Genomic DNA, 21,259 nt, shown 5'->3' with positions numbered 1-21,259 from the left:
TTAAAATCGACTTCTATGCACGGTTTCAGCTGTTCTATGCACCTCACAACTCACAGAGTTTCTCTCCACACTCTCAACCTCTATTTCAACAGCTTATTGATCTCTGTCTCAGCATCTTTCAATGCCTGCTCTGGATCTTTATCTTCCAGCAATACTTTCTGGAATTCTTCTTGCACCGCTTTGTTGATCTGAGAGATGTTCTCTACTGGCGGGAATAGGTTTGCGCCTTTTTCAAGCTGTTTTGCAGCGAGGTAGCGTCCCTTATCAGCCGGATCCGTCGCTTCTTTCACATCTGTGTAGAACTCATCTTGTGTTGCTTCGATAACAGATGGAAGGACGGGTACGATCTTACCGAATGCCAGCTGGTTCTCAGCGTTTGTTACGAACTTCGCGAACTTGATCGCTGCTTCTGGATGCTTTGTTTTTTCAGAAACGGCAACGTTCATGATGCCTACGTGGATCTTTTGTTCTGAACCTAAAATCGCCGGTGCTGCATCAGACTTCGCATACACTTCAGGCGACAAGTCTTTTACCTGTCTGAAAAGCTGTGGTCCGATGTTCCACCATGCGAGCTTTTCTTGGGCAAATGCTTCGTTATGCTTGTATGTTCCTAAAACCGCTTCTTTCGGGATCAAGCCGTTATCGTAGTGTTCTTTAAATTCTTTGAAGATCTCAAGTGCTTTCGGGTTGTTGATCGCTGCACTCTTCAAGTCTTCAGAGACGATATCTGCACCGTTCGCCGGGAGATAAACGTGGATGTCTTTCACAAGATGACCGATCGCACCAGTCTTTTCTTTGATCACTTTCGACATTTCCCAAGCTTCTTCCTCTGTTGTTGGAGGATTGTCGTAGCCTGCTTTCTTTAAGAGCTCTTTATTGTAAAGAACAACACCTGTTGAGAGGTACCATGGCAATGCATACGTGCCATCTTCAAGCTTTCCTGCATCCCAGATTCCCGGGAAGAAGTCGTCCTTCACATCTTGTGTATCTTTTTCTAGGTTCTTAACGGCGCCGAGTGCAGCTAGTTTTTTCAAGTAATCGGTGTTCAGGTTCATTACATCACCGAGCTGACCTGAGGCTGCTGCCGTAAGCGTTTTCTTTTCAACTTGGTCGAAAGGAATGTCTTGCCACTTTACTTTAATGTTTGGATTTTCCTTTTCAAAGTCTGCGATCATACCGTTGATGTAATCATCGAATGTAGGACTTAATGAAATTGTCCAAAATGTAATCTGTGCTTTATCATCCTTACTTTCACCACTTGATGATGAGTCGTTACAAGCAGTTAGAGCTAAGAGTGAGAAAATCATGATGAAGGCCAACACTTTTTTTACGTGTTTCACTTTACATCCCCCTCAATTTTCATAATGACTAGCCTGTTTTCTACCCCTGTGAAAAAGGAATTTTATTCCCTAAAATTTTATAAAGAAGAAAAATTCCTCCATTTTCTTAATTTTAAGATAATACTGACAATTTTGTCAACGGCATTTTTCACTGTTTTATAGAGGCCTTTTTAACTAGATCCCACCATTGATAACGATTAAAGTGGCTTGTATCAAACAGCATCACACCGCTAGATTTTTCTTTGCACATCTGGATCGCTTTTAAAAACTGCTCTGGATCGTTTTCATAGTCTTTGAGATAGAGAGAGGCAACAACGGGAGTGTTTCCGTTCAATGCCTGGAGGCTCAGTTCGATCCCACCTTCCACACTGTACCAATCGGCTGGCTTTTGATGAGCGATCGCCTCGTCTTTCGTCACATCCGGATAATAGCATCCGGTCATGATGAAATCGAGTTCATCCCCATAGCCGGTAAGGTGGTAAGTTTCAGTCGTCCAATCGTAATCAGGCTGGAACGTGGTGCTGCCCCAGTTCACCCCTTCGTGATAATAGAGTGGATACCATGAACCCACATAGATGCTGAATAGTAGATTCGGATTTTTTTTCTTTACGAGTTTCTTAGCTTTTTTCACATATTCTGTTATGTTACCTGCCCGCCATTCGGCCCATTTGTTAAAATGGATCCCTCTGACAAGCTCTCCCTCTTCTTTAAATGAGAGGATGTCTTCCGGCCAATTCTTCAACTCCTCTCCTAAAAAATCTTCAAATCTATATCTGCTGCAGTCGCTAAAATCTCCATACACGTTCGGGTACCTGCAGCGATCGAGCACAACACCATCCACATCATAGTTTTCTATGACTTCTTGTAAAATAGAAAGCTCGTAATCTTCCACTTCAGGGAGGATTGGATTCACCCAAACCGCATATTCTTTGCTGTTTTCTGCTTTAACAAACTGGCCTTTTTTACGAGAAGGGTCATATTGATAGAAGGTCGTTTGCCATTCCTTCTTCTCATAAGCGACACCTTCTCCTGCCGCTTTCTCACCTTCTGCAAAAACATCAAGGTTCGCGAGTACAATAAATCCTTCCTGATGTCCGAGCTCAAGCATCTCGCGCAAGAAGTCCCGTTCTTTCCAAGCTTCATAGCGGCCGTCCTTTACTAGACTCACGTGCGGTGCAATGGAGCTCGGATAGGTCACTTGGCCAAAAGGAATCTTCGCATCAATAACAAGTCTCGTGACACCCGCCTCTTTAGCGTTCTTCATGAAGATCTTTTGGTTTTCCCGAGTGGCTAAATAATCGGCATTCGCGATGAAATCTACCCATAGAATCGTCGTATCCCTCAACGTTTTGTCACCCTTTCTTCCTTAAACTCCGCTAACACCTCGACAAGGTGATCGATATGACTGACACTGCCAGGCAGGTCATGTCCGGAGAACGGATCATACGTGATGTTCTTTTTCGTCTTTATCAGGTTAAAAACCCCATAGATGGTCTGCGGCGGACAGATCAGGTCCTTGCCTCCTGCAGAAATCTGAACCGGGCATGAGATATTTTGGGCTAAATGTTTATTGTCAAAAAAGGAGAGCGTTTTAAACACTTGTTTAAACTGATCTGGATATTGGCGCAGAAATGCTTCGACTGCTGTAAGAGAACCTTCCATTTTTTGCTGAATAGCGAGAGGCAAGTCACACAAGTTCGGCACATCTGCAACCACGAATGACGGACGAGCGTCTAGTCCCGCTACAGCAAGGGCAATCCCGCCTCCCATACTCACGCCATAGATCACGACCCTTTCTTGATCCACCTCAGATAGTGTTTCGATGACATCCAGTGCCCGGATCACATCCATATAAACGTGACGGTAATAATAAGTAGCAGGATCGAGAATTCCCTGCGTTACCCACGAGCCGGTTCCGCCAGCAGGATAGCTGCCGTTCCCAGATTCCCCGTGACCTCTCGTATCGAGTGCCACAACGGCATAGCCCATCATGAGGTATTTTGCATAGTTGGCGATAGACCCCTTATTTCCGCCATAGCCATGCAACATGAGCAAGCATGGCAACTTTTCTTTTTGTGAGTGAGGCGTCAAATAAAAGGCCGCGATATCTGTTCCGTTAAATCCTTTATAGATCAGTTTTTGGGCATTGATGTTTTGGATGGGATACGAAATGTCTGAGCGCCGAATCTCAAGCGGCTGGTTGTTAGACTCACGTTTCGTCTCTTCCCAAAATGATTCAAAGTTCGGTTCACGATTACTGACTGGTACATACTCTTTCCACGGTTCATCGATCAAGAAAAAGCCACCTCCTTATACGGCATGAATGACCGGCCACTGAAGTTCGATTCCTTGCTGGGTAAGCATTTTTTGAAAATCCTTCAGCAACGGATCATGGTTTCGGACATGTCGTGGAATCGTACTTTTTTTCATGGCATAGCCCGCAAGGTATCCTGCCACTTCCCCAAGGTTCCATTCCACGGGATGAAGCCTGTAACATCCGTTTGTGATATGAGTCGTGCCGATATTCTTGCAGGCAGGAATCAGATTCTGGAACTTTACAGAGATCATACTGCCTAGCGGAATCTGAAACGGCAAGGATGAGATGTCGATGTAGTTGTCCCCGCCTGTGCTTGGGTGAAGATCAATCCGGTAACAGCCGATTCCAACTGAATCTTCATAGTTTACTGCACCTTTATCTCCACGGATTTCAGCACTCAAATGCTGCTCAAGCACCGTAAACTCCGCTTGAATACGGCGGGATTCCCGAATATACGGATACATCGCCAGTCCATCTTCTGTTCCGACAACATCCGGTCTTAGCTTCAATCCTGGGTATCCTTGACCGCCATCTGGTCTAGGAGCTTCCGTCTGCATCCAATAAAGGAGCGATAAACTTAATTCTTTTGCTTGTTTCAAATGACGTTCTCGTTCTTTTTCTTCTATATCAAAAACAGGTCCTAACAGATAGTCGTTTTGTGGCCAGTTGATCAAACTGATGTCATGAGGAAATTCGTTGTTGTCAAATTGAGAGGAATCGATCAAACGCCGATACTGAAAAAGTGAAAATTGGTTGCCGTTCGGCATTAAGGAATACGTAATCGGTTTTAAACTGACCGGCTGTGGTGCTGTCCAGCTGAGGAGCCGGTCCGGCCAAACGTCTGGCTGGTAATCCCGCCAGAACGAATACGATCCAGGTTTTTCGATGGTATGGTCTTCTCCTTCGCGATAATCAACGGCAAAACAATGCGTGATCGCCTGCATGTTAAGTGGCTCCGGATCACCTGTAACCGCGTGCGGTTCATCAGTTTGTGACTGCGATTCGGCACCTGTCACATAAGGCACGTTAGCGAGCGGAAGCACATCACCGCATTCTGTTGCATCGAGAAAATAGGTTCCTTGTAGGGTGAATTCTTGTTGGGTAGGTTCGTGGATGACTGTTGCTGCTTTCAGATAATCGCCCTCTGTTTCAACGGAGGTGATCTTATGTTCAGTTAAAACAGTGAGAAGTCCGTTATGTACGAATGGTGCGAGCATTTCCTCCAACACATGAAGGGCGACTCTTGGTTCATGTGAGATCCGGCTGACGAGTGAGTTCCCTGGATTGAACAACAGATGACGATGTTCAGGTTTTACCGCGTAGTTGTTGATATAGTGTTCTCTTACTTTATTGCGGAAGGTTCGGTAGCTCTGTGTGCAGCCGAACTGCTCGATCCAACGGTGTTCATCAGGTGGTACAGCCTGGCTTGTCAGTTGTCCGCCGATCCACTTCGTTTCTTCGGTCATGATGACGGTATACCCCATCTTGCAGGCAGAAAGTGCCGCGGCACAGCCACCCATACTGCCACCGATGATGACGATGTCTGCTGATTTTTCACGTTTCATGAGGTGCTCCCTCCTTTTGAACGAATTCGTTATACAAAAAACTTTGATAGGCCGCTCCAACCACTCCCGCTTCATCACCAAAAGCTGCTTTTTTAAAGGAAACGGATTGAACAAGGGACGAAATACCGAGGCTTCGTACACGGTTCTCAAGATCTGAGATGATCCAGTTGTGCTGATCGATAATACCGCCTCCTAAAACGATCAATGAAGGGTTGAAAGCATGAATGATGTTAACCGTTCCGTAAGCGAGAGCATCCATCGCTTCATCTAAAATAGATTTGGCGAAAGGTTTCCCTTCAGCTGCCCATTGGAACACATCCCGTGCGGTTATGTTTTCAATGTCTCCATCATAGCGTTCAGGCTGATTTTTGAGCATATGTTTCATCCGATTCGCGATTCCGGTGCCAGAAGCATAAGCCTCAAGGCAGCCTTTATATCCGCAGTTGCAAGCTGGACCGTTACGATCAACCGACATATGACCGAGTTCTGCTGCGCCACCCCATTCTCCGTGTAAAAGGCGTCCTTCTTGAATAACCGCGCCTCCGATTCCTGTTCCGAGTGTTAAGAAGACGACGTTGTCATAGCCTTTTGCCGCACCAAGGTGCGATTCAGCCAGTGCCACAACGTTCACATCGTTATCGACCCAGGTCGGGAATCCGGTTAACCGCTGCATCTCTTGTTTAAGCGGTATATCGTTCCAGTCTTTAATGTTCGATGTCCCGCTTCTGACGATTCCTTGCTTAAAATCGATCTGACCAGCCGTGCCGATGCCGATCCCTTTTAATGTCGGAAGTCTTTGTTGATGTGCCTCTTTTACACAATCCTTGATCAACTGCTGCAGCTGAAAAAGGATCTGCTCTCTTCCTTCCGTCGCTGTTGGTACGGTCTGTTTATAGAGGACTCCGCCTCCCAACGTCACAAGTCCTGCTACGATTTTGGTTCCTCCGATATCAATACCGATACTGACATGTTCGTTCATTGGTCCACACCCCTTAAAACGTTTTACAACAAATGCTTGGCGATCCATTCCAGGCGTCGTTCTTCTTTAAAGTGACTCGGTTCATGTCCATAATCTGGATAACGATCGATTTCTTTTGTTTTTGTTGAAAGGTGGTTAAATGACGCAAAAACCGTCTCAGGTGGTGTCACGGTATCCTTCAAGCCGATGCTCATCAGAACTGGGCATGAGATATCCGGACAAAAGTTCATCGCATCCACGTAGGAAAGGTTTTGCATGATTTCTTTATAGGATTTCCGCGTTGGATCGTTGTATCTGAAGTACTGCGCGACTTCGACATACGGTCCTCCTAAAGCAAGCGCGAGACCTCCGCCTTGAGATTCCCCCATTACAGCTACACGGCTTGAATCGATAAAGTCTAGCTTTTTTATCCAGGACAGATAAGCGATCATGTCCTCATAGACATGCACATAATAATAGTTTTCGAGATTCTCCAAATCGTTCGCCATCCACCCAGGGAGGTAGTTTCCTCTCTCATAATGAGCGTAGTCAGGCGAGATCCCTTGGCCTCTTAACTCAAAACAGAAGACGGCAACACCCATCAGTGCATATTTTAAAAACTCATGAACCGCTCCCCGTCCTGCCGTGTACCCAGGAAAGTGAACGACTGCCGGATACGATTTTTGCTTCTGGTTCGGTACGATCATCCAGCTTCTGATCGGTGTTCCGTCTCGGCACGTAAACGTAACATCTGCCACTTTTACTTGTTTAACAGGATAGTCCGTGAGCCACTCTATTTTGACTTTAGGCTTGAAAGCCGTCTTTTGCTTTTCCCAAAAACCTTTAAAGTCAGGCTGTCTTGTGAGCGCTGGCTTACCATTTGTTAGATTCATAAGGTTTGCCACCTCAAAAAAATTAATACATTTTGTCCAGAACGGCTTTGGCTGTTTTCTCGATCGCTTGAATGGATTGTTCCTTTTGCTTTAAAAGAACGACCGTTGTTAAGATGTCGAGCAGATGAAGCTGTGCCATCTTTGCGGCGAACGAACCTCCTTGCAGCGGTGTTTCCCGTGAAGCGGCAAGCAAGATCTCATCGGCATACTTCGTGATCGGTGAACGGTTGTGGTTGGTCAGACAGATCACGAAAGCTCCGTTTTCTTTTGCGATACGGACCGCGTCAACAAGATCCTTCGTGCTTCCTGATGTTGAGATCCCGATCACGACATCTTCTTTTGTCGCCAATGCCCCATTCATCGCAATAATATGTGAATCTACCGAACAATCAACATTGAAACCGATCCGCATAAACCGGTACTTGGCATCCGTTGCCGTAATCCCTGAAGATCCGACTCCGAAAAAGTAGATCTTGCGGGCATTTAATAGTTTTTGAGCCACTTTCTCGAGGTTGTTCTGATCCATAAGACCAAGTGTGTCTTGGATGAATCCTGTATTCTGAGACGTGATCTTTTTCGCAATCACATCTATGCTGTCAGTGTCTTCAATTTTTCCGTAAACCGATTCGTTCGGGTTTACAAGGTTCTGAGCAACGGCGAGCTTAAATTCTTGATAGCCTTTATAGCCAAGCTTCCGGCAAAAACGAATAACCGTCGTTTCCCCCACATCTGCTTTTTCTGAGAGATCAGTAACCGAATAGTATACCGCTTCATGTGTATCAGATGTGATGACATCGGCGACTTTTTGCTCGGCTTTCGTAAGCGATTTATAGATGCTTGGAATCAATACGAGTGGACTTGCCGTTTGTAATGTTGCAATTTTCATTTGAATAAGTGCTCCTTTCACTGGCACGACTGTATTTTATGCGGTTCCGTCATTTCACCAGCTCAAAGGGTTGAAAAGTTTGTTGGATCATGACGTTTCACATCATATTTCGATTTAAATGGTTTACTTCCTCTACAAAACGTTTTGTGATCAACTGAGGCCGGGTGATCGCCGAACCTACCACGACAGAGAATGCGCCCAGCTCGAGTGCTTTTTTAGCTTGAGCTGGTGTCGAGATCCGGCCTTCAGCGATGATCGGAACTTTCTTAAGCTTCGAAAGTCGTTCGATCAGGTCAAAATCCGGTTGTTCGATTTGAGGACTGTACGGCGTGTAGCCGGAAAGAGTCGTAGAAATAAAATCGGCACCGCGTTCAATCGCCATCACTCCTTCTTCAAACGTGGAGATGTCGGCCATGATCAACGCTTTAGATTGTTTCCGGATATAGTGCACCATCTCTTCCAAACTGACATTACCCGGTCTTCTGCGGGACGTCGCATCAACGGTGACCACATCCGTTTTTGCTTCTAACAGCTCCTGAACTTCTTTTAAGGTTGGAGTAATAAAAATATCGCTGTCCGGATAATCGCGTTTTACGATGCCTATTACCGGAAGCTGTGTTACTTTTTTTATCGCGATGATATCCTCTTTACTATTCGCCCGAATCGCTGCCGCCCCGCCTTGTTCTGCCGCGATCGCCATTTTTGCCATAATGCCTGATCCATGGAGTGGCTCATCTTGGAGAGCCTGGCAAGACACGATGATTCTTCCTTTAATCTGCTGCATCAGTTCTTGCTTATTTATCATGTACACACTCCTTTAACACCCCGTTTTATCTTTCAATCATCAACCCATCGTATGCCACGTCAATATCATATGGCTGAAAAATCTTGATCAGATCCTCATGCAGGAGTCCGATGTTGTGAGAGAAATGGGTTACATATACCTTGGATTGATCGGATAAAAGTCGATTTTTTTGAAGCCTGTTCTTCGTATCGATCACCGCATTCACGTTCATGTGATTTCGGTATTCAGGTAAGTTGCCGTTCGTACAATCAAGCAGGGCAATGTCGATCTTGGCGTTCGTCTCCAGCCAGGTCCACGTTTCATCCGGAAACCAACCCGTATCATGACCATAAAGCAGAGACGTGTTCCCTTTTTTTATGTGGAAAAGAAGACACGTTTCAATCTGGTTATGATCAGCTAGTAATGGTGTCACTTCTGCATCACCGATTTGATAGGTTGAAAAAGGACGCAGCAGATGAAACTGAACATGCCCATTTTGTTTTTTTAAACTCTTCGATAAATTAGCTAAAGCTGCACCATTTCCGTATATGTGTAAGGGATAAGTCACACCATGTGCATAACCCGGCAGCCTCATATTCAAGTCTTCTGGATAAAAGTGATCATGATGTGTATGTGTAAACAGGAGGTGCTGAATCTTGGTGAGATCCAGATTGTCGCGCAAAACATGGTGAAGGGTATCCGGCGGAAAATCAATTTTAATCGTGTCGTCGATGATGGCTGAAGTGCGGGTTCGAATGTTCTTGCCGCCGAGTTGTCTCGCTTTCTGACAGTGTGGACACGTGCAAAAGAGCGCCGGATAACCTTCTGAAGCCGCTGTCCCGAGAATATGGAGTTTCAATGAGTTGATCCTCCTCTTTTTTGTGTGTTGAAGGGTTAGCGTTAGCGTTACGTTTGGCTCATAGGGAGCCCATTTTGACTCATAGAACCTGCATAACGGCTCATAGAGCTTGTTTTTTGACTCATAGGATGGAGTTTGGCTCCTAGAGGTGCTCAAGAGACTCATAGAGTTATGTTATTGACTCATAGAATCGATGTTTTGACTCATAGCCACAGTTTATGAGGTTCAACCCACCCGTAAATGAGACCGAGAAAAAATTCCTCCAAAATAATCATAAATTATGGATATTTCTTTCACTTTACTTCATTTTATACGATTCCGAAGATTCTAACAACAGTGTGTGTGAAAAACTCCCCCTGCAATTTCGCAGCGGGGAGTCTTCCTTCTATTTATCTTCTCGTACAAGATCCATATACTTTTTAATGTGATGAGGAGATGTAGATTTCTTTCGGAATTCTTCTTCAACGATATACCACCAGTCGAACATCTCAAGGTAGATCAGGTCGAAAACCATAATGCCGTGTGTTTTATCGACTGCCATCTTAAGGGCACGTCTAAACTGTTCCGGATCGTTGATGTATTGATTGAGATAGAGGCTGCCGTAATTGAACGTTGTATATTTGAGTGCATCCATCGCGATATCAGCTGATCCTTCAACACTGTGCCAGTCAGGTTTCCCTGCTGCAATCGCTTCTTCCTTCGTAACATCTACAAAATAGTTCCCGGTCATGATAAAATCGAGCACTTCAGCATACCCTTTTTTGTGATAGTCAGGGCTCGCCCAATCATAGTCCGGATGGTGCCTGCGGCTGGCCCAGTTCACACCCTCGCTGTAATAATCCGGATACCAGCTTCCTACATACGTACTGAAGAATGTTTTAGGCTCTTTTTTATGAATGAGATTTTCTGCTTTTTTGAAGAACGATTGAATATTGCCTGCACGCCATTCGATCCACTTTTGATAAAGAGGTCCTGGCACGATTGTTTTTTCATAGTCCACCATTTGGATCTCAAAAATATCAGTTGGCCAGTTCTCAACTCTTTTACCGATATACGATTCAAACTTCTGACGGCTCAAATCGCTGAAATCTGCATATACGTTTGAATAACGTGCACGATCCAATACAATTCCATCCACATCATAGTTATCGATCAACTCTTCGATGATACTGAGTTCATAACGCTGAACATCATCTCTGATCGGGTTAACAAATGTAGAAGCAGAAGGCGTGTAATCCTGTCCTTTTACAAATTTCGTTTCCAATTCAGAAACGGAAACTCGATCGCCGACCTTCAGATGCTCGAGCATCCATGTACGTGCTGTTCCATTTCCTGAAAGCACGTATCCGTTATCCGGAACGGCTACCGGCGGTCCGTTCGTTGTGTTGCGGTCACTGATTTGGGTGATAACATCCTCTTGTACTTGAACTTCAACACCCCATCTGTTTGTCGGTGTTTCCTCATATTTTGATGGTGTGTAGAGAATCAGATTATTCGTGTTACGCGTTCCATTAACTCCGGTTATTTCAATCGATGCACCATCCGCTGCCTTCACTTTTTGTATGGCAGTATAATATGTAGTCTGCCACTCAGGATGATCCATGGCTGGTCCATCTTGGTACGTTGTACTTGCTTCAGAAAACGTATTGATGGCTGCATGGACTTTAATTTTATGCTTTTTTGCTTCTCTGATCACGGTTTCTAAAAGATCGTAATTGGCTGGATAACCTTGATATTTTGGAATATTAGAAGTGCTGATATGAGGGGCAATTTCACTGTTGTAGGCTACATAACCTGTTGAGTTTTTAATGTCGAGAACGATGGTATCAAAGTTTGCTTTCGCAGTTTTTCGTACAATGTTCCGGACTTCTTCAGGTGTATCGAGGTCAAACAAGTTAGCTGACAGGTCGTACCAAAGGATCCTCGATTTCTTGTTGTCTTTTTCAACGAGCTTGGTCAATTCGCGAATCCGTTTTTTGTCATCGTCTTTCTTAGCCAGAGCGTTTTGCGGGATCATGGTGGTGTAAATCAAGGCAAAAGCGATCAACATGAAAAATATCCTTTTCATTCCTAATCCTCCCTTTTTCTGTAATTGTCTAAATATTAGCATAATTTAGGTAGCGATAGTGGAGTTTTTCTCCAATATAGTTCTTTAAAATGGAAAAAACCTTCTTTTTGACTAGGTTACGAAAATAAGAAAACGCTTTCAGGACTGATGACCTAAGTGTGGCTTAGGAGAAATTACTAGTGCATAGAATGGTGTTTTTTGTGCATAGAAATGGATTATCATTACATAGAATCTTGATTAGTGCATAGACTCTCTTTTTTGATGCATAGAACTGTGGGATTTACTTATAGATTGTCCTCTTTAGTGCATAGAATTCTAGTTTTTGTGTATAGACTTTATAATTCAAATATTAAAGCATAACTAGCAGGAGTTATGATGTTATTCACAGAAATGTACATTAAATAAAAGGAGTGTGATTCAATGATATGATCATGAAAGAACGAAAGACCCCGCAAGTCGTTTTGATTTTAGAAATGCTTCTAAACAGGCTACACCCTCAATACCCAAGAAGGCATGAAATGGAAGAGGAGCTTAAGAGATGTTTATCCGGCCATAAAGGAGAACAGTCGCTAGATTTTTATTTAAATGATCTTCCGCAGAAAGATTACCTCATTTTTCACAACCTCCGAATTCTACAAAACAATAGCTACTTCGAAATGGATATCCTTATTCTTACACAGAAATATTTTTTAATCATTGAAGTAAAGAACTTTTCTGGTACTCTCTTTTTTGATCAGGATCTTTATCAACTAATCCGGACAATCAATGGTTTAGAAGAGACGTTTGCTGATCCTATTTCACAAGTAAAAAGACAGTTTTATTGCTTAAGAGATTGGCTAAAAGAACATCAATATACGAACATTCCTATCGAATCTATCGTTATCGTCAGCAACCCGCAAACACAAATTAAAGTTTCCCCTGGCCGCTCAGACATCTACAAGTGGGTTACCCACAAAACGCACCTTCCTGAAAGAATCCGTTCCTATGAACTGAAGCACAAAGCGGAAAGATTATCTATGAAAGATCTTCGCAAACTCTCCAAACTACTCTTAAAGAAACACACATCACCAACCCCTAACATTCTTCAAAAATACCAAATTTCCATTGAAGATATCATTCAAGGCGTTGCTTGTCCGAAGTGCAGCGTTATTCCTATGAAAAGGGTTAAAAGTAAATGGGTTTGTACCTCATGCTCATTGGAATCAAAAAGAGCTCATGTTCAAGCTCTGCGTGAATATTCCCTTCTAATCAGCTCGACGATCACCAATAGCCAGGGCCGCAACTTTTTAAAGGTAAGTTGTCGTAACACAGTTAGAAATCTGCTTCTAGATTTGAATATTTCTACTTCAGGACGCTTAAGACATACTAGATATCATTTGGAGTTTGATGATCTAAGGGATTGAGAGGTTGGTGTGCATAGAACTGCTAAAACTGTGCATAGAAACGTGTTTTTAAGTCATAGAATTCCGTTTAGTGCATAGACCTCTTTTTTCCATGCATAGACTTTCTACTTTTGTGCATAGAATTAAATTTTCAGTGCATAGAGCCACCAAAAGAATGCATTGAAATTAAAACAAGCCCCTTGCGAACCAAGGGGCTACATTACCAACTTTAATTTTCATGCTTGTACTATGTTTTAAAGACTAGTCTATTATTTAACCTCCTGGCCAGCCAGCAATTTCTTAATTCGGTCAACAGAATCTCGGACTGCAACCTTTGGGTCATCATAGCCTTCATACTCTAACGACAACCATGTATTTACCTGATCTCTTTTTAAATTTGAAATAATCTCCGAAAGTTTAACTTCCCCATCACCAGGAATGACCCCGATCCAATACGTTTCACCCAATCCTTTAAAGCCTTTTACACCATCAGCTTCTGTTCTCTTCTTAAAATCCTTAAAATGAACATGCGCGATGTCAGCTTTTAAGTTTTCATAAGCAGAAAGCGGATCGTCCTCCACCAATAAAAAGTTCCCGGTATCAAAAGTAGACTTTACTGCGCTACTTCCCACTTCCCCTAAAATCTCTTTCACTTGCTCGCTTTTACCAGCGAGTAATCCATGGTTTTCGATCGCAAGCACCACGCCATCTGATTCAGCATACTTCGCGCATTCTTTTAATGATGAAATGATCCAATCCTTGGCGACTGAATAGTTCATCCCCGGTTTGAGGTCACCGCAAAATGTTCGGACACAAGGTGCACCTAGCTGTTTTGCAGTATCCACGGCATCCTTCACTTTTTGAATCTCGCTCTGTCTCTCCTCGAACGTTTCTTTTACAAAGTCGTTAGAGGCATCGTAACAGGACACGGCCAATGAGGATCCCTTCAAATAATCTACAACTTCCGGCAGCTCTTTCTCTTTGTTTTTCCAATAAAAATCGAGCAGCTCCACTCCATCAAGATTCAGAGTTTCGGCATGCCCGCAGAAATCGAGAACACTCCACTTTTCCTTTTGGATCACCGAATGAAAACTGTACATACTGACGCTGACCTTCATGAAAACATCTCCTTTTTTTAGAAGTACTTCTTTTCAGGTTCATAGGTACCACAAAGCAATTTCATTACATCAAACCCGTCTCCCATCTATTCTTCTCGTTTCGGATGATTCCCCCTCTAAATAAAATAAAAAAGAAAAAAACTTCCTATTCCAGGAAGTTTTCTTCAAACACTTTCTTCACTTTCGGCACGAGATAATGGCTGCCGCCTCTGCCTTTTACATCCTCGATCATCATCGTCACGAGGAGCGATGGATCCTCTGTGTTGTAAGCAACAAACCAGCCGAGCTCCATGCCTTTTTTGTCTTCTTTACTTTTTTTCAGTTCAGCCGTTCCTGTCTTTCCGGCTAGAGGCAGTTTTGCCATATACGCCTCATGTGCGGTTCCGTTTTTGCTTGTTACGACTTTCGTGAGATCATCGCGTATGATTTTCGCGGTCTCTTGTGAGATCACATTCTCTTTCCAGACCCCCTGATCTTTTTTCGATAGATCCAGTTTCGGTGCGAGCAAGCTTCCTTCATTTAAGAAAGGCGTGTAGGAGATTCCTAAATGTAAAGCACTCATCTCAATTTTCCCTTGTCCGTAACCGCTATCGGCCAACTGGATCTCGGTCATGCCTTCTTCTCCAATTGTGGAAGCAGCAAAAGGATAACCCACCGGCATCTTCTCTCCTAAACCGAATCCTTTAAGTCCTTCAACAAACTTTTCTTGTCCGAGATCAAGCGCTTCTTGTGCAAAGTAAATGTTATCCGAGTAAATGAGCGCTTTTTCCAGGTTCACGTTTGGTACAGCACTTACACGAGTTACGTGATAGTCCCCCCACGATTCACCTTTTTTCCACGTCTTCCCGCTCACCTTCATCACGTCACTTGGATTCAATGTACCATTTTCCAGACCGATTGCGGCTGTCAGCGGTTTAAGCGTTGAACCTGGCGCATACGTGTAGATAAAACGATTCAGTTTTGGCTTATTCGGATCGTTTTCCAGCTTGTTCCTCGTTTCGTTAGAGATTCCGAGTGTATATTCATTCGGGTTATAGGAAGGGCTGTTCACCAGTGCCAGCACTTCACCCGTTTTTGGATGAATGGCAGAAGATGTACCCACATCACCCTTTAGCTGTGCATAGATCGAACGCTGAACACTGCTGTTGATCGTTGTTTTCACGTCTTCCCCATTTATCACTTCTTTTTCAGCCAAGACCGCTTTTTCTTCCTTATCTTCCGTTAAAATCTTGATGATTCCGCCGGGCGTTCCACGCAGCTGCTCTTCGTACACTTGCTCAAGCCCCGCTTTTCCAACCCAGTCTTGCAGGGTGTACCCTTTTCCTTCCAACCTTTTGAGGTCATCAGCATTCACTGGACCGATGTAGCCGGTAAGGTGCGCCGCCGCTTCCTTCAATGGATAGATCCGGGTTTCACTCTTCGGTGATTTCACACCCTCTAATTTAACAGCGTCGTGAACTTTAGGATCATTTGTCTCCATCTTTTTGATGGGTACACCGTAATTAGGCTTAACCCATGGCTGATCCAACTTGCTCTGAATTTCCTCAGGTGTCATCCCAAGAATTTCAGCTAAAGGTTTGATGGTTTTGTTTGGGTCTTCCGGCAGTTCTTCAGGAACGATCGTCACTTCATAAGCGGTTCCGTTGAACGCTAGCGGGTTTCCTTCCCGGTCTAAGATAGCACCTCGTTTTGGAGAGATGGTCGATGCTGAGATCCGATCACCCTCCTCCATATCCGGAAAGATGTGCGACGTGTTCCATGCTACTTTCCAAGCTTCCTGATCCTTATCCTCCTCAAGCTTCATAGTGATTTTATGTGTATATTCGATGGGGCCAGCCAGCGTGTCCATCTTAACCGAATAAGAGAGATTCGCTTTCTCGCCTTCTTCTTTTTTATCCTTTTTAGTAGATTTCATTTTCACTTTTAAATCATCAGCTTCGATCCCGCTATAAATACCTTTATATCTATTCACAAAGTCTTCTTTTGTGATTTTCTTTTTCGAAGTCGAATCGAGCATGTCATACATACTCTCAAAATCTTGTTTTTGCCAAGAAGCTGTATACTTCTTTAAGGCGTCTTCTGGTTTTGGAGGCTCCGAACATGCAGCCAACAGGGTAAAACAAAGCATAGCCAACAACATGATCTTACAAAAGTTTTTCAAAACAGATCTCCTTCCATTTAAACGTTTGTTTAAGTATAACAAGGCCATGGTAATAAATGTATGATAAACACATGATAAAAAAAACACCTTATGAGCATGAAAAGTTTTCTCATAAAGTGTTTGTGTAAATTATCGTTTAATCGTTTATGCGTTTTGCTCCAAGATAGATGTTCTGCCAATACGCGGTATTTAGGTTACTTATCGTCACACCGGTACTTGATCCAGCATGGACAAATTGGTTGTTGCCGATATAGATTCCTGCATGAGACGGTCCTGTCGTATACGTTTCAAAGAATACGAGATCCCCGACTGAAGGTTTGCTGACCATATTGGTTGCATTCCACATTTGGGCGACTGTTCTCGGAAGCGATACTCCTGCTTTTGAATATATGTATTGAATAAAGCCGCTGCAATCAAATCCTTTAGTCGTGGCTCCTCCCCAAACGTAAGGAGTGCCCATCAGTTCAGCAGCATTCGCAATCACATTGATAGTAATCTGATCATGAGTTTGAGGTTTTTCCGTTTTTTGTTTTTCAACCGCAGACATTTTATCTAAAACTGCTTTTGTTACGATTCCTGTAACCGGCAGTCCGTAAGCCTTTTGGAACTTCTCCACACTTTCTTCTGTTACCATTCCAAAATAATCCGTGATCATCGGATAAGTGAAGAACCCTAGATTTTTCAGACGGGTTTGAAGCTGTTTCACTTCAGGTCCAGTCGAGCCGAACTTTAATTCTTTCACCGTGCTTTGCGGAGGTTGTGGAGCCGGCGCTGGTTTAGGTGGTGCTGGTGGTGGTGTCGGTTTTGATGGTGTAGCCGGTTTTGGCGCTGCTGGTGCTGCAGGTTTTGTCTGAGCTGGTGGCTGCACTGGATTTTTCTTTGCGGCAACTGCTTTTGCAACCCGATCTAATGTCGTCACATCCGCAACCCCTGTTGCTTTTAGCTTCTGGCTAAGCTGGAATTTCCGCACTGCTTCTGTCGTAATCGTCCCGTAATAATCAGTCGTTTTATAATATGTAAAAAAACCAAGATACTTAAGATCTTGCTGCAGCTTCATGACTGCTTGTCCAGTAGAATGAAGCTTTAAATCTTTTGAAGCTGGCGCAACAATTTGAGCCGGCTGTTTTTTGGGTGGTGTCTCTTGAAAAGACTTCTCTAAAAGTTTACTGTACGTCCGTTTTCCGACAATACCATCCACCACAAGTCCGTTCGCTTTCTGAAAATCCATGACTGCCTTTTTTGTTATAGGTCCAAAATAAGTGGTAGTCTGCTGCTCTTTAAAATACCCTTTTTGTTTCAAAAGGGATTGTAATTGTTTAACGTCAGTATGCGTGATCCCCTGCTTTAAGGTCATGTCACCTAAAGCAGCTTCTCCGACGAGAGGAACAGCAAAAAATGCACCTGTAAACGCAGAAGTCATCACTAACCGTTTTACCACTGTGTTGTCCATGTTTTCCTCCTTCAAAGTCCCGTTTATTACATATATCGGCAATAATGGATAAATATTTAAGCCTAATTTCGACATAAAAATAAATGTCTCCTTCTAGGTTTGCAGGTTTCAGTTGGAAATTTTTTATGAGTAGTGAACAGCTCGTTTTGGTTCATAGAAAGTCATTTTTGGCTCATAGACTTAAGGTTTTGACCCATAGAATCGTGTTAGACTCATAAACCTTCACCTAGGCTCATAGAATACGGAGTTCAACTCATAGAACCGCGATTTCGACTCATAGACCTACCGTTTTGGCTCATAGACCGTCCAGAACATAATTGCAAAGAGGGAATAACAGCAAGAGGCATGTAAAATACCTCTTTTTGTTAATCCCTCACCTTTTTTATAGCATTTATTAACTTTTGCTCAGCTAATAATAGTTTGTTTTTTTCATTTTTCAACTGAAGTTCTAGCTGAGAGATACTTTTTTTCCTGTTTTCTGAACTTCTTCTGATTTCTTCTGGATTCGGTCCCCCTTGTATATTCCGCCGCTTCACAAATTCGATAGGACTGATGATGTTATCCCACTCTTCTTGGCTCAAAGAAACTTTGCATGTTTTACCGATCTCCTCATTTACGGTTTGAAGAGAGAGTTCGTGTAACTCTAATTTTTTAAGAGAACACTTTTTAGCTATTGAACTAGCGACTTGATGAGCGGTTCGAAATGGAACTTGTTTTTCCCGAGCAAGCACATCAGCAAGTTCGGTTATCGTGATACAAGAGTTCTTCGCCTGCTCAAGTGCCCGCTCTTTGTTGACTTCCATGGTCCGAATCACAGCATGCATGAGGTGAATCACGCGGTTTGCTTTTTCATAGCTTCTGTAAAGGTGTGGTTGAAGATCATCTTCTGTATCTACGATGTCACCGAATGGTGTGTTGTGAATCATCTGAATCGCGGCTAATGCCTCGCCTACCGAAGAGCTGGCCAGTGATCGCGAGTGCTCGATCGACACAGGATTTCTTTTTTGAGGCATGATGGAACTGATCTGTACGTATGGATCGGCGACTTTTATGATGTTATATTCACGGGTGACAAGCTGCAGGAAGTCTTGAATCCACCCGCCGCTGTTGATCATCATGGATAGGACGGCAGTTGCAGATTCTGTTAGATAATCCGCACCAGCGATGGCATCATAGGAATTTTCGACGAGTTCACGAAAACCGAGAAGCTCGCAAACTCTCTTTCTATTAATTGGAAAGCCTGTGGTGGATAAAGCTGCCGCTCCCATCGGTGATCGGTTGACCGTTTCGTAGGCTGACCATAGCCTATGAACATCGCGAAGGAAGACATCTAAGACCGCCGTTAAATAATGTGCGAGGGTAGTAGGTTGTGCTGGTTGGGTGTGGGTATAGGCGGTAATGATGGTTTCGGCGTGTTCTTCTATTTTTTCGAGGAGGGCGTCTGATAAAAGTAAGGAACTCTGTAACAGTGTTAAGATGCGCTCTCTTAGAACGAGCCGGTACATGGCAACTCCCATGTCATTCCGGCTGCGTGCAATGTGCATTTTTCCAGCGAGATCCGGTCCAATCTGTTCACTGATTTTATGCTCCATCATGAAAAAGAGGTCTTCAAACTGTGGGTCGTATTGAAGGGTTTTGGGATCCGTTTGGGAAACGGTTTCAACTCCTTGGAGGATAATCGCTGCCTCTTTTTTATCTAAAATGCCTTGTTCAGCGAGCATGACGACATGAGCACGATGAATGTTAAACATCTGTTTAAATAAGTAGTCCCGCTGATCGTTAAAAACGGGACGTAAGAGGTGATCGACGTATGTTTTGCCTGGAAACGTATGCCCTTCGCTTTTAATAAAATCATCCTTTGATGGCATAGGGTTTTCACTCCTTACGAAAAGGAACAATGTTGATTGCTATTAGTTTATTGCATGGACTGAAAGTAGTGAATCCCTCAAAAAAAAAAGGACTGCCTCCAGGCAATCCTTTAAATAACTTATTGAGAGCTTTAAGATGATATATTCTCACCGGAATCAAAAGCTGAAGGTGCGCTTGGAACACCTCTCATATGATCAATCCAGACAACAATCAAAAAGGTTAACAAGCTTGCCGTCCCTCCTGCAACAACAGCCATAATCCCAAAGGGCTCTTTTGCAAATTGCCAATAAAACCCTACAACTGATCCTATTATAATCGACCAAAAGCCTGCATTTGGAGTAGCTTTGCTCCACATTAGGCCAAGAATATAAGCTGCGAAAGGTCCGGTTGAACGGATTGTAAAAGCAAATACTAAAAGCGGGATGATTTGTTGACTAAACATTGAAATTCCAATTGCGATTAAACCCGTAAAGACTACGATCATTTTACTAAGTTTTAATTCCTGCTGATCTTCAATATTTTTATTGAAAAATTTGCCGTGAATATCTTTGACATAGACACTCGCAACTCCAAGCATATCACCTGAAGCGCTAGATAACGTAGCAGAGATAACACCTGATAATAATAGTCCTGCGATAATAGGAGGAAGAAGCTCAACAGATACTGTTGCTAATGCATTGTTGGCATCGATACTCGGAAAGCTAGCTCTTGCAATTAATCCAATAACTGCGGGAATAAATGCGTATACACACATTAAAGCAGCACATAATACAGATCCCCATACCGCAATTTTTTCATTACGCGCGGAATAATAGCGCTGTACAGCTTCCTGTCCTGTTGAAAAGGTCATGAAATATAAGACAATCAACCCTAAGATGGTTTTCCATCCTATTTTCGTAAAGCCCATTTGTTCTGGTGGTAAATTAGTGAGGACTGTATCCCAACCACCTGCTGCTGAAAGAGCGAAAGGAATAGCAATAGCAAACCCAAAGACAATTAGGAAAAATTGCACAAAATCAGTCAGCGTTACACTCCACATACCTCCGAGATAAGTATAAATAATAACACCAATTCCGGATATTAGAATAGCACCGACCATACTGAAGCCTGTTAGAACATTTATAATTGTGGCAGTTGCTGTGATCTGCACAGCGGTTAAAACAGTAAGGGAGACAATAGATAACAAACTCGTAATTACATAGCTACCTTTACCATAGCGTTTACCAATAATCTCAGGAACCGTTGTCGCCATCGCTCTTCGCATGTATGGCGCAACAAAGGAAACTAAAAATATACCTACTCCTGCTGAAACTACATACCAGCCAGCTGACAATCCCCAGTCTCCATATGCTTTTGAAGCAACTCCGACTGAACTTCCTCCACCTATCTCAGTTGCAGCCAATGTACCCGCCAGCATAATCGGGCCAAGTCTTCTGCCAGCTAGATGATAATCCGTACTATCTTTAATTTTCGTTTTAGCATATATACCAATCCCTATCATAACAGCCATATAGATGGTAATAATCGTCCAGATTGTTCCCATAAAGATCCCCCTCGAGTATCATAGTTTCAAAACTTTTTACTTAAATATGTTTGAAGCAACTCAGGT

16 protein-coding genes are annotated in these 21,259 nt (G+C 43.3%); 1 reads left to right on the top strand and 15 read right to left on the bottom strand.

The features are described 5' to 3' along the window. Window positions 1-80: 80 nt before the first annotated feature. The 10 genes from M3206_RS08725 to M3206_RS08680 all read right to left on the bottom strand — a co-directional run bounded on the left by M3206_RS08725 (window position 81) and on the right by M3206_RS08680 (window position 11,670). Complete coding sequence (locus M3206_RS08725; protein WP_251312134.1) at window positions 81-1,340, bottom strand: ABC transporter substrate-binding protein; 1,260 nt, start codon at window positions 1,338-1,340, stop codon at window positions 81-83. Between the two features lie 148 nt (window positions 1,341-1,488). Continuing rightward, window positions 1,489-2,685, bottom strand: a complete 1,197-nt coding sequence (locus M3206_RS08720) for an alpha amylase family protein (protein ID WP_251312133.1) — start codon at window positions 2,683-2,685, stop codon at window positions 1,489-1,491. Beyond that, window positions 2,682-3,635 (bottom strand): acetylxylan esterase, encoded by a 954-nt coding sequence (locus M3206_RS08715; protein ID WP_251312132.1) that lies wholly within the window; start codon window positions 3,633-3,635, stop codon window positions 2,682-2,684. The genes M3206_RS08720 and M3206_RS08715 overlap by 4 nt, the downstream gene beginning before the upstream one ends. Before the next feature lie 15 nt (window positions 3,636-3,650). Continuing rightward, complete coding sequence (locus tag M3206_RS08710; RefSeq protein WP_251312131.1) at window positions 3,651-5,222, bottom strand: FAD-dependent oxidoreductase; 1,572 nt, start codon at window positions 5,220-5,222, stop codon at window positions 3,651-3,653. Continuing rightward, window positions 5,212-6,201: an ROK family protein gene (locus tag M3206_RS08705; RefSeq protein ID WP_251312130.1), complete on the bottom strand. Its 990-nt coding sequence runs from the start codon at window positions 6,199-6,201 to the stop codon at window positions 5,212-5,214. The genes M3206_RS08710 and M3206_RS08705 overlap by 11 nt, the downstream gene beginning before the upstream one ends. A gap of 23 nt (window positions 6,202-6,224) precedes the next feature. Next, the gene (locus M3206_RS08700) at window positions 6,225-7,073 is read right to left on the bottom strand and encodes an acetylxylan esterase (protein ID WP_251312129.1); all 849 of its coding nucleotides are present in this window, start codon (window positions 7,071-7,073) and stop codon (window positions 6,225-6,227) included. 22 nt (window positions 7,074-7,095) lie between these two features. After that, the gene (locus M3206_RS08695; RefSeq protein WP_251312128.1) at window positions 7,096-7,959 is read right to left on the bottom strand and encodes a MurR/RpiR family transcriptional regulator; all 864 of its coding nucleotides are present in this window, start codon (window positions 7,957-7,959) and stop codon (window positions 7,096-7,098) included. Between the two features lie 97 nt (window positions 7,960-8,056). Next, complete coding sequence (locus M3206_RS08690) at window positions 8,057-8,764, bottom strand: N-acetylmannosamine-6-phosphate 2-epimerase (RefSeq protein ID WP_251312127.1); 708 nt, start codon at window positions 8,762-8,764, stop codon at window positions 8,057-8,059. Between the two features lie 25 nt (window positions 8,765-8,789). Then, window positions 8,790-9,602: an MBL fold metallo-hydrolase gene (locus tag M3206_RS08685; protein WP_251312126.1), complete on the bottom strand. Its 813-nt coding sequence runs from the start codon at window positions 9,600-9,602 to the stop codon at window positions 8,790-8,792. 385 nt (window positions 9,603-9,987) lie between these two features. Next, window positions 9,988-11,670: an alpha amylase family protein gene (locus M3206_RS08680; RefSeq protein WP_251312125.1), complete on the bottom strand. Its 1,683-nt coding sequence runs from the start codon at window positions 11,668-11,670 to the stop codon at window positions 9,988-9,990. A gap of 425 nt (window positions 11,671-12,095) precedes the next feature. Here M3206_RS08680 and M3206_RS08675 point away from each other — a divergent pair, with 425 nt between their 5' ends. Further along, window positions 12,096-13,073 (top strand): nuclease-related domain-containing protein, encoded by a 978-nt coding sequence (locus M3206_RS08675; RefSeq protein ID WP_251312124.1) that lies wholly within the window; start codon window positions 12,096-12,098, stop codon window positions 13,071-13,073. A 248-nt stretch (window positions 13,074-13,321) separates the two neighbouring features. Here M3206_RS08675 and M3206_RS08670 read toward each other — a convergent pair whose 3' ends face one another. The 5 genes from M3206_RS08670 to M3206_RS08650 form a co-directional block, all read right to left on the bottom strand. After that, entirely contained in the window at window positions 13,322-14,170 is an 849-nt protein-coding gene (locus M3206_RS08670) for a sugar phosphate isomerase/epimerase family protein (protein WP_251312123.1), read from the bottom strand. Between the two features lie 145 nt (window positions 14,171-14,315). Next, the gene (locus M3206_RS08665; protein ID WP_251312122.1) at window positions 14,316-16,331 is read right to left on the bottom strand and encodes a penicillin-binding transpeptidase domain-containing protein; all 2,016 of its coding nucleotides are present in this window, start codon (window positions 16,329-16,331) and stop codon (window positions 14,316-14,318) included. 136 nt (window positions 16,332-16,467) lie between these two features. Continuing rightward, window positions 16,468-17,781, bottom strand: coding sequence for a peptidoglycan-binding protein (locus tag M3206_RS08660; protein ID WP_251312121.1), 1,314 nt, complete (start codon window positions 17,779-17,781; stop codon window positions 16,468-16,470). Window positions 17,782-18,146: 365 nt separating this feature from the next. After that, window positions 18,147-19,649, bottom strand: a complete 1,503-nt coding sequence (gene argH, locus M3206_RS08655; RefSeq protein ID WP_251312120.1) for an argininosuccinate lyase — start codon at window positions 19,647-19,649, stop codon at window positions 18,147-18,149. Window positions 19,650-19,780: 131 nt separating this feature from the next. After that, window positions 19,781-21,193: a sodium:solute symporter family transporter gene (locus M3206_RS08650; RefSeq protein ID WP_251312119.1), complete on the bottom strand. Its 1,413-nt coding sequence runs from the start codon at window positions 21,191-21,193 to the stop codon at window positions 19,781-19,783. Between the last annotated feature and the right edge of the window lie 66 nt (window positions 21,194-21,259).

The organism is Fictibacillus phosphorivorans (genome assembly GCF_023715845.1).
GTDB lineage: Bacteria > Bacillota > Bacilli > Bacillales > Fictibacillaceae > Fictibacillus > Fictibacillus phosphorivorans_D.
Note: the sequence above shows the minus strand (reverse complement) of the source record. Positions and strands in the feature narration are given on the sequence as shown.

Coding starts and splice junctions, on each gene's coding strand:
- M3206_RS08695 (WP_251312128.1), bottom strand. CDS start 7,959: ATGAAAATTGCAACATTACAAACGGCAAGTCCACTCGTATTGATTCCA.
- M3206_RS08660 (WP_251312121.1), bottom strand. CDS start 17,781: ATGGACAACACAGTGGTAAAACGGTTAGTGATGACTTCTGCGTTTACA.
- M3206_RS08690 (WP_251312127.1), bottom strand. CDS start 8,764: ATGATAAATAAGCAAGAACTGATGCAGCAGATTAAAGGAAGAATCATC.
- M3206_RS08700 (WP_251312129.1), bottom strand. CDS start 7,073: ATGAATCTAACAAATGGTAAGCCAGCGCTCACAAGACAGCCTGACTTT.
- M3206_RS08675 (WP_251312124.1), top strand. CDS start 12,096: ATGATCATGAAAGAACGAAAGACCCCGCAAGTCGTTTTGATTTTAGAA.
- M3206_RS08705 (WP_251312130.1), bottom strand. CDS start 6,201: ATGAACGAACATGTCAGTATCGGTATTGATATCGGAGGAACCAAAATC.
- argH (WP_251312120.1), bottom strand. CDS start 19,649: ATGCCATCAAAGGATGATTTTATTAAAAGCGAAGGGCATACGTTTCCA.
- M3206_RS08680 (WP_251312125.1), bottom strand. CDS start 11,670: ATGAAAAGGATATTTTTCATGTTGATCGCTTTTGCCTTGATTTACACC.
- M3206_RS08670 (WP_251312123.1), bottom strand. CDS start 14,170: ATGAAGGTCAGCGTCAGTATGTACAGTTTTCATTCGGTGATCCAAAAG.
- M3206_RS08710 (WP_251312131.1), bottom strand. CDS start 5,222: ATGAAACGTGAAAAATCAGCAGACATCGTCATCATCGGTGGCAGTATG.
- M3206_RS08650 (WP_251312119.1), bottom strand. CDS start 21,193: ATGGGAACAATCTGGACGATTATTACCATCTATATGGCTGTTATGATA.